15 protein-coding genes are annotated in these 16209 nt (G+C 35.5%); all 15 read right to left on the bottom strand.

Annotated features, from left to right (window positions below; all coding sequences use genetic code 11):
* Positions 1–58: 58 nt before the first annotated feature.
* Positions 59–436: a hypothetical protein gene (locus C4S29_RS06690; RefSeq protein ID WP_146063269.1), complete on the bottom strand. Its 378-nt coding sequence runs from the start codon at positions 434–436 to the stop codon at positions 59–61.
* A 115-nt stretch (positions 437–551) separates the two neighbouring features.
* Positions 552–815 (bottom strand): hypothetical protein, encoded by a 264-nt coding sequence (locus tag C4S29_RS06685; protein WP_103913362.1) that lies wholly within the window; start codon positions 813–815, stop codon positions 552–554.
* Positions 806–2053, bottom strand: coding sequence for a hypothetical protein (locus C4S29_RS06680; protein WP_103913361.1), 1248 nt, complete (start codon positions 2051–2053; stop codon positions 806–808). The genes C4S29_RS06685 and C4S29_RS06680 overlap by 10 nt, the downstream gene beginning before the upstream one ends.
* A gap of 98 nt (positions 2054–2151) precedes the next feature.
* The gene (locus tag C4S29_RS06675; RefSeq protein WP_103913360.1) at positions 2152–3906 is read right to left on the bottom strand and encodes an efflux RND transporter periplasmic adaptor subunit; all 1755 of its coding nucleotides are present in this window, start codon (positions 3904–3906) and stop codon (positions 2152–2154) included.
* A 2-nt stretch (positions 3907–3908) separates the two neighbouring features.
* Positions 3909–5129, bottom strand: coding sequence for a TolC family protein (locus C4S29_RS06670; RefSeq protein ID WP_103913359.1), 1221 nt, complete (start codon positions 5127–5129; stop codon positions 3909–3911).
* Positions 5122–8955: an efflux RND transporter permease subunit gene (locus C4S29_RS06665; protein WP_103913358.1), complete on the bottom strand. Its 3834-nt coding sequence runs from the start codon at positions 8953–8955 to the stop codon at positions 5122–5124. Before C4S29_RS06665 ends, C4S29_RS06670 begins: the two co-directional genes overlap by 8 nt.
* A 76-nt stretch (positions 8956–9031) precedes the next feature.
* The gene (locus C4S29_RS06660; protein ID WP_103913357.1) at positions 9032–9484 is read right to left on the bottom strand and encodes a nuclear transport factor 2 family protein; all 453 of its coding nucleotides are present in this window, start codon (positions 9482–9484) and stop codon (positions 9032–9034) included.
* A gap of 78 nt (positions 9485–9562) precedes the next feature.
* A complete protein-coding gene (locus C4S29_RS06655) occupies positions 9563–9967 on the bottom strand; it encodes a hypothetical protein (protein ID WP_103913356.1) in 405 nt (134 codons plus the stop codon).
* A gap of 165 nt (positions 9968–10132) precedes the next feature.
* On the bottom strand, positions 10133–10615 hold the full coding sequence (locus C4S29_RS06650; RefSeq protein ID WP_103913446.1) for a DUF305 domain-containing protein: 483 nt from the start codon (positions 10613–10615) through the stop codon (positions 10133–10135).
* A 204-nt stretch (positions 10616–10819) separates the two neighbouring features.
* Entirely contained in the window at positions 10820–13324 is a 2505-nt protein-coding gene (locus C4S29_RS06645; RefSeq protein ID WP_103913355.1) for a heavy metal translocating P-type ATPase, read from the bottom strand.
* 55 nt (positions 13325–13379) lie between these two features.
* A complete protein-coding gene (locus tag C4S29_RS06640; RefSeq protein WP_103913354.1) occupies positions 13380–14129 on the bottom strand; it encodes a DUF4396 domain-containing protein in 750 nt (249 codons plus the stop codon).
* An 86-nt stretch (positions 14130–14215) separates the two neighbouring features.
* Positions 14216–14761, bottom strand: coding sequence for a potassium channel family protein (locus C4S29_RS06635; protein ID WP_103913353.1), 546 nt, complete (start codon positions 14759–14761; stop codon positions 14216–14218).
* A 91-nt stretch (positions 14762–14852) separates the two neighbouring features.
* Positions 14853–14990, bottom strand: a complete 138-nt coding sequence (locus C4S29_RS14825) for a hypothetical protein (protein ID WP_185116949.1) — start codon at positions 14988–14990, stop codon at positions 14853–14855.
* Positions 14991–15137: 147 nt separating this feature from the next.
* Complete coding sequence (locus C4S29_RS06630; protein WP_103913352.1) at positions 15138–15737, bottom strand: DUF3347 domain-containing protein; 600 nt, start codon at positions 15735–15737, stop codon at positions 15138–15140.
* A gap of 19 nt (positions 15738–15756) precedes the next feature.
* A complete protein-coding gene (locus C4S29_RS06625; RefSeq protein WP_103913351.1) occupies positions 15757–16209 on the bottom strand; it encodes a heme-binding domain-containing protein in 453 nt (150 codons plus the stop codon).

Here is a 16209-nt window from a genome sequence, read left to right as displayed (position 1 = left end):
ATAGAATTCCAAGACATGACTTTTCATCCTTTAAATAAAAAAAAGGATGCAATAAATTCTAAATTCTAAAATTACAATGGCTAATGAAAAGAGCAACTCCCCTAAAATTAGGCGGTGCGTTGATAAGAACCGAAGAATCGTACGCAAGAGACTTTTGAAAAAGAGGATTTAAATAAACTGTTTCAGGAAGTAAAGCACGATATTTTAAGAAATCAATTTTCAGAAGATCGGCGTGATGCGCAGGATCTGTCTTAACTATTTTAAACGTTGTTTTACAGCAATCTCCTTTCTTTTTAGTTTTACAAAGCGGACAGTTCTCATTCGAGTTCCCCGCATATATTGAAATATTTTCAAAACATTGGTGCAACTTGTAAACCATCCCGGAAGAAGTCCCGAAATAGAAGAAAGTGAGCAATATGATTAGAAATTTTTTCAATAGAAAATTTTTACAAAGATACTTGAAACTGAATGTATAATTAACATACGAAAAGTAATAAATATCAGTTTTTTAATTTAACAAGATATAGTAGTAATTAATTGACATTTTAACTCTAATTTTTCTGAAAATATTCCTTATAATTTGTTTCATTTTCAAAATAAACTACGGCATCGTTTTCGTCAGATTTAGCAATAATGGCTAATGATTTATCCACGGGTTTTTTAGAAATTGGATCGTATGCTGTTCTTGCAGTTTCTTCTGTCGGGACTTTTTTCTGGCAATCTGCGCAACAGCCGTAGTACGTTTTTCCGTCATATTTTACTTCTAACTGTTTTTTGCCCATATAGGCATTGTTTACCATAAAGCCTAAAAACATGATTTTGCTATTTTGTCCATTATAGAATGGTCGGTTCCGAATTTGCAGATGGCGTCGCAGTTGGTTTTTAATTCCGTAAAAAGGATGTATTTAATGATAATTTTTGAATTTTTTATCGATGGTCTATTTAATTGCTGTATGACGTCTTTTTCCCGGCTGTTCGGAATTATAATATAAAAAACTTCTTCACCATCGGAAATACTGAAATACAAATCTGACAGACGCAAAATTCCAGAATAAATGCTCGTGCTTTTTTCGACTTCGAACGCACCGATAATTTTGTTGGTTCCTTTTTTAAACCACAAAACATCTATTAATTTAATGGTATTTTGTGTTTCCTTATCACAATTGAGTTCAGGAAATTTATTGAGGGAAATAAAGGAAAAACTTTGCCCGCCAAAAGATTTGCTCTTATCATTACTTGCAGGCGTAACGTCAAAACCGAGAGAAATTCCAATCTTAAGCAAATGGTATTGCATCTCATCGTGTAGATTTTCTGCTAATTTTTCTTCCTGATTTTCTTTTTGCCTTTTAAGAATATTTTTTTCAAATTTTGTGCGTTCTATTTCACTTAAATATTCATCATTTCCAATCAACATTTTCTGCGAACCAACCTCAAAACACAATCCTGCGATCGCGCCCAAATCATTCGAAAGTTCATCCTTGTGTTTAATATTGGTTTGCTTTAAAATTTCCCTGATCTTTAAATATTCCGTCCAACTTCCCAATTTCTTTTTGTCATTAAAAAGATAATTAAACCCGTTAAGAATCGCCGTATTAAATGGCGGAAACCACGTTGGATGCAGGAAATACAAAATACTTCCAACTGCGGGACCAAGTCCTTTTATTTTGAGTTCATCTAATTTTACTATTTCTTTTAAAGCCTGTTCTTCGGATTTTGCGTTGATGCAGTTTTCCAGAAATTGTCCAAAGGCGATCTTGTTATTCTGATTTTCATAAATATCGGGAATCCTTAATTTTGGCTTCCAGTAAAACGGATGGGAAATACCGACAAAAACCTGTTTTTGTTCCGCGATGCAACTCAATACAAATTCTAAACTACTTCCTTTAAAATCATTGGGGAAAGTTTTGTTTTTAATATCTTCTATCACCTGCAAAACGCCACGTCTAATGGTACGGAAGGCTTTTAATCTTTCGTCATTTTCTATAAACCAAGTATTGTAAACACTTTCGCTATCGGCTTTATATTGGTGGATTATTTGAGAAAGATTATTCATTATTAATGGTTTTATATACAGTCTATTTTCTTTTTAATCAATTGTTAAATTGGCATTTTTATGATTAACGGTATTTTATTTAGATCGATTATTAACAGTTATTTTAAAACTTGTTTTGTACTACCGCAAGTCAGCATTTTCTTACCGAGATAAGGATTTACAATTTCTTTTTTATCGCTTAACCAGGTTGCGCCTTTGTTGTTATTTGCCATCGGGCAGAATTGAACGTAAGTGCTTTCATCCAGTGGTTTGAAGGCTTTTGTTAAATCAATCATCACGTTAGCGATTGCTTCAAACTTTGTTCTTAATTTTTCAATATCTTTCAATTTCACGGCATATTTCGTCTCGTTGTTTAGTTTACTTTTATAATTATTCCAAACTTTTAAGGAACTTGTAGAAAAAACTTGACTATCGACTTGGGCAATTTCTTTATCAAATTTTAGAAGCGCCACTTTAGCCCTACTAAAATCATCTTTAGTCAAAGCATCTGTCAAAGCAAAATAATTTCTGTAAAGTGGTTGCAGATTTTTATTAATTTCTGCATTATCCGCTACTTTATCATTTTTTAAAACTACTTTGTCGGTATCAACGGTGTGACCTTTCACTTCCTCTTTTTGATTCATCATACTTGGTTTTCCCGCTAATTGCGCGGCCGCATCAACATTAAAAGTTCCGTTTTCTACCACTTCTTCACCTGCAGATAAACCGTCTTGGATGATGTAATCGTCTCCCAATTGCGGTCCTAACGTTACTTCGCGTAATTTGAAAGATGAGCCTTTATCTGTATTGGTTTGAACATATACCACGGAACGTTTTCCCGTCCACATCACGGCGGTTTTTGGCACGCTAATAATGGCTTTGTTGCTTGCAATTTTTGCCTCAACATTTCCGGAAACAAACATCGCGGGTTTAAATTTTAATCCGGGATTTGAAATTTCAACACGAGCATTCGCCACTCTTGTGGTTGGATTGATGAATGGGTCAATAAAGGATATTCTGCCAGAAAATTTTTCACCTGGCAAAGAAGCGACGGTATAATTAACGACATCTCCCTTTTTAATCCAATTCATATCCGATTCATAAATTTCAAATAAAACCCAAACCGAAGATAAATCTGCCACATCAAATAATGTTTGTCCTCGCTGCACATAATCGCCCAACTCAACATTTTTTTTCACCACATAACCTGAAACATCTGCGAAAATTGGGAAAGATTCCCGAATTTTTCTAGAAGAAATAATGGCATTAATGGAAGCGTCAGAAATTTTCCAGTTTTTTAATTTTGTCCGCACAGATTGGTACAACTGCGGCTGCATATCTTTTACAGAATAGGCTTCCAATAATTCCTGCTGTGCGCTGGATAATTCCGGTGAATAAACGTTTGCCACCAACTGGCCTTTCTGCACATATTCGCCTTCATAAGTCACCTGAATTTTTTCTATCCGACCAGGAATATGGGACGATTGGCTGTACACTTTTTTGTCGTTTACTTCAATTTTTCCATTTAATGGAATATCTTTTATTCCATCTGAAAAACCAACTCTGTACGTCGAAATTCCGGCTAAAATCATTGCAGATGGCGACATTGTGATAGCGTCTGGATCGACGAGATTATCTGATGATTCTAATGGAATTAAATCCATTCCGCAAATCGGGCAATGTCCCGGTCCGGACTGTCTGATTTGTGGATGCATAGAACATGTCCACACTTCCGCTTTTTTAGTTTCTGTGGTAGATTTTACGGTAGTTTCTTCTGTTTTAGAACTTCCACCGAAAAATAACGCACCTAAAAGTAAGCCTACCAAAAGGGAAACAACCAGTAATATTTTTGTTCTTCTGTCTAAATTTTTCATTTTTAAAATTGTTTCGCTGTTAAATAATCCAATTCAGCCAATTTCATATAATACGTACTGATACTTGCCAATTTCAATTTCTGATATTTTAAAAGTTCCTGCTGCATCCGCAATAATTCTACGAAATCTAAACTTGCGTTGCTATAATAGGCGTATTGAATATCTAGACTTTTATTCAGCGTTTTTACCTGATTATCATATAATTCTAATAAATCTTTTTCTTTTTCCAGTTCAAAAAGAAGTTTATAATAATTACCGTTCAATTTGTTTTCCAGCGCTTCTTTTTGAAGTGAATAACTGTCCTGCATTAATTCTGCTTCTTTAACGGCTGCGTCATATTTTTTTCGGAAAATGGGTAAACTTACCGTCAACATTGGCATTATCGCATCTTTTCCAGAATTTGAAAAATTATTCATTCCTGTTCCGACAACCACGTAATCCAAACCAAGACCGATTTTCGGCAAACCTTGTCTTTTCGCAACTTCTATTGAAGCACCAGAAGATTGTTTTTTTAATTCAATTTCTTGTAACAAAGGATTTTTTGCGATAGAATCTTTTCGATATTCTAATGGCAAATCAATGATTTGTAAATCTTTTGAAATAACAACTTTTTCATCAAATCTTCTATTTAAAATGCTGTTTAACCAAGAAGTTAAGGCAGGTTCTTTTGCTTTCAAAATTTTCAAATTGGTTTCTGCATCTTTTATCATAATGTCCACGCGCAAAACATCAACTACATTTCCCCTGCTATTAGATAATTTTGCATTGGCAATTCTTTTATAAGACTCCAAAATCTTAATATTTTCCTGCTCTATTTCCTGCAAATGTTGCAATTCATAAAGCGGATAATAAGCCGAAGCGACTTGCGAATAAATCTGATTTTTAGTATTTAAAAAAGTCTGAAATTTACTTTCTGCCATTAAACTTGCAGCGTTTTTCTGTGCTTTCAAAGTTCCAAACCAAGGAAACATCTGCGAAAGCGAAAACTTCAAATTTTGCGGACCAACTCTGGTTTCCACCGGGGAAATAAAATAACCGATAGAAAGATTTGGATCCGGCAAAGAACTCACTTGTGGAATTCTTTGCATCGCAGATTCAAACTCTTTGTATTTTGCCTTTAATTCCGGATTATTTTCCGCCGCGATTTTATAATAATCATTGATAGACTGCGATTTTGCAGTGTAAGCAAAAATTAAAACCGATAATATTAATATTTTACGCATTTCTTCTTTCTTTTTTTAACTGATTTTTAATAACCGTTTCTCTCCAATAGGCTTGCAAGACCGGCACTACGAACATCGTCATAATCTGGATTGTCATTCCGCCAAAAGTGGGAATTGCCATCGGAATCATAATTTCCGACCCTTTTCCGGTGGAAGTTAAGACGGGAAGCAGCGCAATAATCGCGACTGCGGCGGTCATCATTGCAGGCCGAACTCTTTGTTTTCCGGCTTGCACCACGGCTTCTCTAACTGCTAAAACCGTTTGCGGATTTTTTCTTTCAAAAACCTGATGGATGTAGGTTCCCATAATTACGCCGTCGTTCGTCGCAATACCAAATAGAGCGATAAAACCGACCCAAACTGCGACACTTAAATTTATCGGATGGATCTGAAATAAATCCCGCATATTAACGTCTCCAACAGAAAAATTCAGGAACCAACCTTGTGAATAGAGCCAAAGCATTATAAATCCGCCCGCAAAAGCCACAAACACACCCGAAAAGTGAATAGTTGAGGCAATTAAAGTTTTAAACTGAAAATATAAAATGAGGAAAATGGCCAATAAACAAATTGGAATTACGATTGATAGGCGTTTCATCGCTCTAATTTGATTTTCATAAGTCCCGGAAAATTTATAACTAATTCCTTGCGGTACTTTTAATTCGCCCGAATCAATTTTTGTCTGAATCGCTTTTTGGGCATCATTCACCACATCTACTTCCGCAAAACTTTCATTTTTATCAAATAAAACAAAACCGACTAAAAATGTATCTTCACTTTTAATGGATTGTGGGCCTTGTTTATATTCAAAACTCACCAATTGCCCGAGCGGAATTTGCGCGCCGGATGGCGTTGAAACTAAAATTTTAGCCAAAGTTTCCGGGCTGTCCCGCAATTCCCGTGGATAACGGATTCTGATCGGATAACGCTCTCTGCCTTCAACGGTGGAAGATACTTTCATTCCACCGATGGAAGTTTCTATCGCCTGCTGAATATCTTCTATATTTAAACCATAACGCCCGATTTTTTCACGGTCAATATTTAAATTCAAATAAGGTTTGCCCACGATTCTATCGGCGAAAACGGCGTCTTTTTTTACTGAAGGAACAGTTTTCAGAATGCTTTCTAATTTTAAACCAAAATCCTGAATTGTTTTTAAATCCGGTCCGAAAACTTTAATTCCCATCGGTGAACGCATCCCGGTTTGAAGCATTACCAAACGAGTCTGAATCGGTTGCAGTTTTGGCGCTGAAGTCACACCTGGAATTTTTGTGGCTTTCACAATTTCATTCCAAATATCATCTGGTGAATGAATCATATCCCGCCAGTTTCTGTAATATTTTCCGTCTTTATCTGCAATTAAATTTTTAATGGAAATATGTTCTTTTAAAGCATTTTCGTGCGTCAGACTATCGCCAGATTTTGTGACAAATCTTCCTTTATTATCGGTTTTGAACCTCATTCGATGTCCATTTCCATCCAATATAAATTCAGGTTTATACTCAATCATATTTTCATACATTGAAATCGGCGCGGGATCGATCGGGCTATCTACCCTGCCCAATTTACCGACGGACATATCTACTTCCGGAATTTGGCTGACAATCATATCAATCTGCCCGACCACTTTTCGGTTTTGCTCAATTCCTGCGTGTGGCATTGAAGTTGGCATTAATAAATAACTTCCCTCATTAAGTGTCGGCATAAATTCTGATCCAATTCCGGGGAACGTTTTTGAAGGAACTGTCCACACTTTAGATTCCTGGATATTCCAACCCAATTTATTAAAGCCTTTTGCGACGAAGCCAAATGTTGTGGCAAAACCGATCCAAATCATTACCCCAAAAAGTAAGGTAAACAAAGGAATCAGCATAAACTTTCCCTTATTTTTTAAACACCAGCGAAGCGTTCTTTCATAAGTGTTTACAATGCTTAACAAGGCAAAAAGTATAATTCCTAAAAGTACAATGATGAAAATATAATTTCCGAAAATACTGGTTTGCACACCCAAAGGCATCCATTCTTCGGTTAAGAAATAAGAAACAATAAATAATAAGACGACTAAATTAAAATGTTTGGTGTAATGGTGGTATTTTTCAGGGATTTTGTGATTCAACAAGTCGTATAAACCAATCAATGTTAAGGCTAAAGGAAGCCACATTTTAAAGTAAATACTCAATAAAATTCCGCCGGAAATAAATACGAAAGACCAAAACCTTCGTACGCGTTTTTTATTATAATTAACCCCAAAAATGAAGTAAGATAAAGTAGGCAAAACCACCAAACCTAAAATAAATGAGGCTAAAAGCGCGAAACTTTTGGTAAAAGCCAAAGGTCTGAATAGTTTTCCTTCCGCAGATTGCATTGCAAAAACTGGAATAAAACTCACGATCGTCGTTGCCAAAGCAGTTGTAATCGCCGAAACAACTTCCGTGGTTGCGTCATAAATAACGTTCAATAATTCCTTGCCTTTTACGCCGTGATTTTCCGGCATCTCCAGATGCCTTATAATATTTTCCACGAAAATAATCCCGACGTCGATCATTACCCCAATGGCAATAGCGATTCCAGACAAAGCCACAACATTGGCATCGACGCCTGCGTAACGCATCACAATAAATGTGATTAAAACGCCGACCGGCAATAATCCTGAAATTATTAACGACGCACGAAGATTTAAAACTAAAATTAAAACAACAATGATGCTTATTAAAACCTCATGAGAAAGTGCCGTTTGCAAAGTGCCGATGGTTTCGTGAATTAATGCCGTTCTATCATAAAATGGAACAATTGTCAACTGACTTACCGTGCCATCTGCCAAAGTTTTTTTAGGCAAACCTGAAGCAATTTCATTAATTTTTGATTTTACACCATTAATTACTTGTAAAGGGTTTGAACCGTAACGTGCAATCACAACACCACCAACGGCTTCTGCGCCACCTTTATCTAAAACACCACGCCGTGTTGCCGGCCCTAAATTAACGACACCGATATCTTTCACCCGAATCGGAACATTATCTTTAACTGCAACAACAGCCTGTTCAATGTCGCCCACTTTTTTTACATAACCAAGACCTCTCACCAAATATTCTGCCTGATTTATTTCTATGGTTTTTGCGCCAACATCTTTATTTGATTTTTGAACGGCGGTCATCACCTGCATCAAACTAATATTGTAGGCTTTCAAAGCATCTGGATTTACATCAACCTGATATTCTTTAATATAACCACCGATTGAGGCGACTTCAGAAACGCCTTGGACGGCATTTAATCCATATTTTACATAATAATCCTGCGCTGTCCTGATTTCCTGTAAATCCCAACCACCAGTTGGATTGCCGTCTTTGTCCCGACCCTCAATCGTGTACCAATATACTTGTCCCAACGCCGTTGCATCTGGACCTAATGTTGGATTCACGCCATCGGGCAATAAGTTGCTCGGCAAAGAACTTATTTTTTCTAAAATCCGTGTTCTAGACCAATAAAATTCTACACTGTCATCAAAAATGATATAAATGCTCGAAAATCCAAACATAGAATTGCTTCGAATGGATTTTACACCCGGAATCCCCAAGAGATAAGTCGTCAAAGGATAAGAGATTTGATCTTCCACATCTTGCGGCGATCTTCCCTGCCATTGCGTAAAAATAATCTGCTGATTTTCACCAATATCTGGAATCGCATCCACAGAAACGGGATCCGAAGGAATAAAAGGCAGTTTCCAGTCAAAAGGTGAAGTTGCAATTCCCCAAACGATTAGGATGGCAAGAATTAGGATGGTGACTAATCTATTTTCTAAAAAATATTTTACTATTTTATCTAACATCTATTTTTGAAATTATTCCGTGCTGGTTTTAATACTTTGCCATTAAAATCCTGCAAAAATGTAAACTTTAATTTATTTATTTTCTGGAAGAATTATGGCTTATCATAATTTTCCATTTCCCATTTATTTTTTTTAAAACAGATGTGGTAACGCCTTTTCTCTTCACAACCCGATCGTCCTTTTTAACTGTAATTACATAATCATAAGTTTCCGTTGCGAAACTATATTTCCCGTCAACATCAATTTTCACCTTATAATTATTGTAGACAAAAGATTTGAATTCCATTAATTCAGGCACTAAATGGTGTTCTTTATAATGTGCATAACTACCTTCTACACCACCAGATTCAAACAATTGGGAATCTTCTGTAAATAAGTTTTCAGTATTGGATACATCTAAATTTTGCACGGCTTTATTATATTGCATCAATACAGATTTTATTTTTTCTTGATCACTACTGGTTGCTTTTTGAGCGAGCGCACCGATGTAAATACCGAAAATCAGAAAACTTGATAAAATAAATTTCATTTTTTAAATATTAATTATATTTAAAGTAAATTGTCACAGAATTTGAAAATTTAGATTAAAATTAAGTGTTTATTTTACCTAATTTTTCTGAAAATATTCTTTATAATTGGCTTCATTTTCAAAATAAAGTACTGCATCATTTTCATCAGATTTTGCAATTATTGCCACTGATTTATCTACAGGATTTTTGGAAATCGGATCGTAGGCTGTTCTCGCAGTTTCATCTGTCGGGATTTTTTTCTGGCAATCTGCACAACAGCCGTAGTATGTTTTTCCGTTATATTTTACTTCTAATTGTTTTTTGCCCATATAGGCATTATTTACCATACAGACTTTTTCGTTGGGTACAATATCTCCAACTTTTGGTTGCTCGTTACTTGCAGAAGCCATTTCCGTTTTTGCAGGCGTTGCAGTTTCAGATTTTTTGCAAGAGGTTAAGAATAACGCAAATATTGCCATTATTCCAAAGATTAAATTTTTCATTTAAATTAAATTTTAAAAGATTGATAATAAGGGTAGATGCTTCAAAAAAAAGAAATTCTACCCATTTTTTATTTTGTTGAATGTTTCAGTTCTATTTTTAACCAAAACTAAATACTTTGAATTACGCTATTTTGTAAAATAATAATCGCAATTCCTTTTTAAATTTTATTTAGCGTTTTCCAGTCTTTTTATCATCGCTTTCATTTCTCCAATTTCTTTTCTTTGCGCGCTGATAATACTTTCCGCTAATTTCTTTACTTCAGGATCTTTAATATCTGCTCGTTCGCTGGTAAGAATCGCAATTGAATGGTGCGGAATCATTGCTTTCATCCAAAGTACGTCGCCAATAATGGGACTTTGAGTACGAACCAAACCTAAAGCAGCAAAAAATAAACCTACACTTCCGACGATAATTCCAAGATTTTTCTGCTTATTTTTATACATTTTACGCATAAATAAAAACATAATAATTGCCATTGCCGAGATTCCGAGACAACTCATATAAAATCTCGTCAGACTGAAATAAACGTGATCAAGTTCATACGTATTGAGATACATCGTGATGTACATCGCCACAAAAGAGGCGGCAAGCATCAGCATAAAAGTAGTGTAAGAATTGCTTTTTGAATGTTCCATTGAGTGATCCATTGAATTTTCCATAAGTTTAATTTTAAGTTTATTATTGTTTGTTGTAATTTAATAGGTGATTGATGTTAGAATGCTGCATTTAGTATTTTTGTTTGGCTTCAATATGAACGATTTGAGATTTTAATTTTAATTACTAAATTTTTAAAACATCAGAATACTTCAGCAACACTATTCCATAGTGCTAAACTAAATTTTTTTTCATAATTATAATTTCACATTCTTTAATCTTAATGCATTCCCAATTACCGATACAGAACTGAAACTCATTGCTAAAGCCGCGATCATCGGTGATAAAAGTATTCCAAAAACAGGGAATAAAACGCCTGCCGCAATTGGAATTCCTAAAATATTGTAACCTAATGCAAAAAATAAATTTTGCTTAATGTTTTTCATCACGGCTTCACTTAAATGACGTGCTTTCACAATGCCGTGCAGATCACCTTTTACCAAAGTGATCATTGCACTTTCTATGGCGACATCAGTTCCAGTTCCCATTGCAATTCCAACATCACTTTTTGCTAAAGCAGGTGCATCATTAATTCCATCACCTGCCATTGCCACAACTTTTCCGCTTTTTTGAAGTTTTTCAACTTCCTGCAATTTATTTTCGGGCAACATTCCTGCTTTGAAATTAGTAAGATTTAATTCTTTTGCAACCGCTTGAGCAGTATCGTGATTATCACCAGTTAGCATAATAACCTGGATTCCTTTATCAAGAAGTTCTTTGATGGCTTTTGCACTTGTTGGCTTAATTTTATCAGCAATTACTACCAAACCTGCAACTTTTCCGTCCACAGATAAATAAGAAACTGTTTTGCCCTGTTTTTGAAAGTTTTGCGCTTCGTTTTCCATTTCTGCTGAAAGTTTCGCCTTGGCGTATTCCATCATTTTCTCATTTCCCAGATCTACTTTTTTACCGCTAATGCTTCCTTCCACACCTTTTCCAGTAACTGCACTAAAATTGTCAGTATTTAAAATCTCCGTTTTTTGCTCTTTTCCATATTTTACAGTGGCTTCTGCCAATGGATGTTCACTCATTTTATTTAAAGAAGCAATGAATTGTAAAACTTCTTGTTCTGAATATTCTTCTCCGAAAGTCCCGATTTTTTCAACCGTTGGTTTTCCTTCCGTAATAGTTCCGGTTTTATCAATGATCAAAGTATCTACTTTGTCCATTCTTTCCAGGGCTTCAGCATTTTTAATTAAAACACCATTTTGCGCGCCTTTTCCAACACCAACCATTATAGACATTGGCGTAGCCAAACCTAATGCGCATGGACAGGCAATAATTAAAACTGCGATTGCGTTTACAAATGCAAAAACATAAGCAGGTTCGGGGCCGAAAATCGCCCAGATTGCAAAGGTTAATACTGAAATAAAAACCACGATCGGCACAAAATAGCCGGAAACGGTATCTGCCAATTTCTGAATAGGTGCGCGACTTCTGCTCGCATTATTCACCATTTCAATGATTTGCGAAAGCAAAGTATCTGATCCCACTTTTTCGGCTTTCATTAAAAAGGATTGGTTACCGTTGATGGTTCCGCTGCTTACTTTATCTTCCACAGTTTTACTTACAGGAACGGGTTCGCCGGTGATCATTGACTCATCAACTGTTGTTTGTCCTTCAGTAATTGAACCGTCAACCGGAATTTTATCGCCAGGTTTTACCCGAAGAATATCACCTAAAACGATGTTTTCGATGGTCACTTCTTCTTCAACGCCATCCTTAACTCTGATAGCACGGTTTGGGGCGAGTTTTAATAATTCTTTAACGGCAGAATTGGTTTGGCTGTGTGCTCTGGCTTCTAAAACCTGACCTAATAAAACCAAGGTTAAAATTACTGTGGCTGCTTCAAAATAGACATGCACGGCACCTGTGTGCGATTTAAATTGCGCTGGGAAAAAACCCGGGAAAAACATTCCGAAAACACTAAAAAGGAAAGCGGCACCTGCACCAATTCCGATGAGCGTAAACATATTCAATTTCCAGGTGATAATGCTTTTGTAAGCACGTTCAAAAAACATCCATGTCGCATAAAAAACCACCGGAATGGACAATACAAACTGTACCCAGTTCCAATTTTTTTGTTCCATTACTTTATATAATGGATTGTTTGGGATCATTTCACTCATTGCCATTATTAAAATGGGAACAGTAAATATTACGGCAATCCAGAATTTTTTTAATAATTTCTTGTAGGTTTTTTCCTCTGCCGAAATATCCACGGCCATTGGCACGAGATCCATTCCACAAATCGGGCACGCTCCAGGTTCATCTCTAATAATTTCCGGATGCATCGGGCAAGTCCATTGGTCAGCATTTGAGGTGCCCGCTTTTTGTTCTTCTACGAGATCCATCCCGCAGACCGGACAATCGCCCGCTTTGTCGTAGGTTTTTTCTCCTTCGCAATGCATTGGGCAGTAGAATGTACCATTGCCTTTTTCTTTTTTAATTGCTTTTTTCTTGGTTTCTTCCTCTGCTTTTGGCAGATCATCAATATTATGAATACTGTAAGTTCCACCATCCTTTTTTAAGGCTTCCTGATATTTTTCGATATGTAAGTGACCATCGGTTTCAATGACTGCTTCCTGTTTTGCAAGATCGACCGTCACTTTTGAGACGCCTTCAATTTTTGAAAGTGTTTCTTCAACGTGTTTTCGGCAACCGTCGCAGGTCATTCCGTGTATGTGATATGTATGTTTCATAATTTATTTATAATTTTTCCAAGATTTTTATCTCGTTTTTTTATTTTTAATTTTTCTATTGCATGCCATGTTTCCAACCTATCGAAACGAGCCACCAATTCATTGGGTAAGTTACAATAGTTCCTATTAAAAGTCCAAACCAGGCAACACCCCAGAATGCATAAGTATCTGGCATTGGCATCGGCATATCCATTGATGTCATCGGCATTGGCATTGAGGATAAAACGTGGGGAATGATCACTAACATTGTAAAAAGCATTCCACCCATCATCGTAATCATGGAGAAAAATTCTGCACGACCACCTTTCCACAAAGCATCTGAACTGGAAAGACCCATAGCGCGCATCGCAGGATATTGAAAAAGAAGCCATCCGAAGAGAAATCCGATAATATATTCCGCAATAAACTCATTCCAAAACCCAAGACCAATATAAGTTCCGACAACCATTGCAGTCAAAATTCCCAAACCATCACCTGCCGTACAGTGCATCACCGAACCGGTAACTTTACTAAATGTATTGGATACGTATTTACTGTGGTATTTCGCTTCAAAATCTTCCGTGCTAATTTTTGGTTTTAGTAAGGGCATTTTTTTTGGGCGACAGGTTACTAGATACATAAGTAGACCGATTATTGAAAAAAAGATGATAATAATGGGAAATGCCGTTTTTAGAGGTTTACTTACAGCGGTATTTACATAATAAACATCATATAAGACCCAAATTGCTAAAATCAAACCAGCCGAATACCAGGACACCACGAAAAATCCGTTTGTTAAAAAACTCCATGCGTTTAAATTTTCCATTTTAAATATTTTTCAGATTAATTTGTAGAAATCCTAGTTCCCGTTTTTAGTAATTTAATTTTTTAAAAAATTTTGTTTTACGACGTTTATTTATTTACGCGGATCTGATTAATATTAGCAATACCAAAGACCAAGACAAAGAATCTTAAGCCAATCTCCAGCATTACTACAAATTTCGCAAGGGAAGATATTGGCGTAATGTCTCCAAATCCAACAGACGAAAAAGTAACGGTACTCATGTATAAATAATTAAAAAATAGGGAAAAGAATGATTGGTTGGTTTGAACATCGACTTTAAAACTGTGATCATCCAATAAATGAAGTGCCGTGAAATCTGCTGCGAAAGAAAAGACTATAATACCGATCAACACTGTAAACAATACAAGAATATGGCTTAATAAATGACTGTGACCAATTATTTTAGTTAACTGATTAAATGATAGCGCTACAATACTTACCACTTTTGCAATAATGAGAATTAATAATATTTCTTTGCTAAAAGATAAATTAAATTCCCCCAAAAATAATTGCAGGACTGAAGCCGCAACAATTATCAGTAAAACATATTTTAGCCTTTTAAATAACTGCCAATAAAATGCAACGGTGTTTTCTATACTATTTTCTTCTTTCATTAAAATTTAAATCTGGATAAATTATCTCACTTTTTTTAAAATTGCTTTTATTTCCGATTAAATTTTGTGAAATAATTTTATCAATTAAATCTTATTTTCCCAATAATTGCAATGCAATCACACCGATAATAATTGCACCGATGAATGCGTATAAACCGTAGTTGAACCATTTTTTCAAACCACTTTTTTTCTGTTCATCTTCATTCCCTGTTTTGCAACAATCTTTCATAATAATTTTTTTTGTGCCTAACAAAGAGAAAAGGTTCGTTTAATTAAATTATTACCTCTTCTCTCATTAGGACTTAAATTTTTCATCTGATAAATCTGCGCTTTCTTTTTTTTATTTAAAAAAGAACAAGTTTCAGAATAAGTGATTTTATTGAATTGTTCTTTGCACTTTGCCACAAGTCAGCATTTTGCTTCCATAAAACGGATTTTTAACCTCATTGCTTTTACTCAACCAAGTGCTTCCTTTTTGATACATTGGGCAAAACTGCTCGTACATTTTTGTTTTGGTTCCGGTAATAGCAACAAGATCTGAAATGTCTTTGCTTAATGTTTTAAAGTGCTCACGCTGATGGTCTATCGCACTTTTTGAAATGTGTTCCGCGTGCTCTGTGGCATCATCTATAATATCTGCCAATTCTTTTTTATCCGCTGCAGAATATTTTGCAGCGCTGAAAGCCTTCAACGAAACGGCGAGTTTAGCACCTGCAGCGCCTGCTTTCTTACTGTCGTCTCCCACTAAAGCATCTTTCAGAGTAAAATAATCACTCAATATGGCTTCTGCTTTTGCATCGCTTTTCATAGACATCATTTTACCGTTGTCCATTTTCATATTCATTTTGCCGTGATCCATCTTCATATCCATTTTGCAGTGGTCCATCTTCATATCCATTTTGTTTTTCTGTTGCGCGTTTGCAAAAGAAACGGCAAAAATCATTACTGCTGCTATACTTATTTTTAAATTTTTCATTTTAATTTTTTTTTAAATTTTATAAACTATCTTTTTTTTGGGTCATCCATTGTATCATTTCCTGCTTTTCAGCCACTGTGAATTTTGCATCTGTGTGGATGATGGTGTACGAACTCAAAGGCATTTGATCATCTTTTAATTGATTGATTATCGCTTTCAATTTGCTTTTTTTCCTCCTTACAGATAAGGAATCCCATTCACTGAAATTAAGTTCTTTTTTTCCACCTTTCACGTGATTTTCTAAAAACATTGCGGCGGGCTGGATTTTATTATACCACGGATAACGGGTATTATTACTGTGACAATCATAGCAAGATACCTGCAATTTATTTTTGATATTTGCCGGAACCTTATTGACGACCAAAAAGTCTGCTTTTGAAGTGGTCTCGCTTTTATTAATTTGCTTTGGCAGAAACTGTATTCCAATAAATGCAATTAATAAAACCACCGCTATGATCTTCAAAATTTTCAT

The organism is Halpernia humi, from assembly GCF_900108025.1.
In the GTDB taxonomy this organism is placed as follows: Bacteria; Bacteroidota; Bacteroidia; order Flavobacteriales; family Weeksellaceae; genus Halpernia; species Halpernia humi.
Note: the sequence above shows the minus strand (reverse complement) of the source record. Positions and strands in the feature narration are given on the sequence as shown.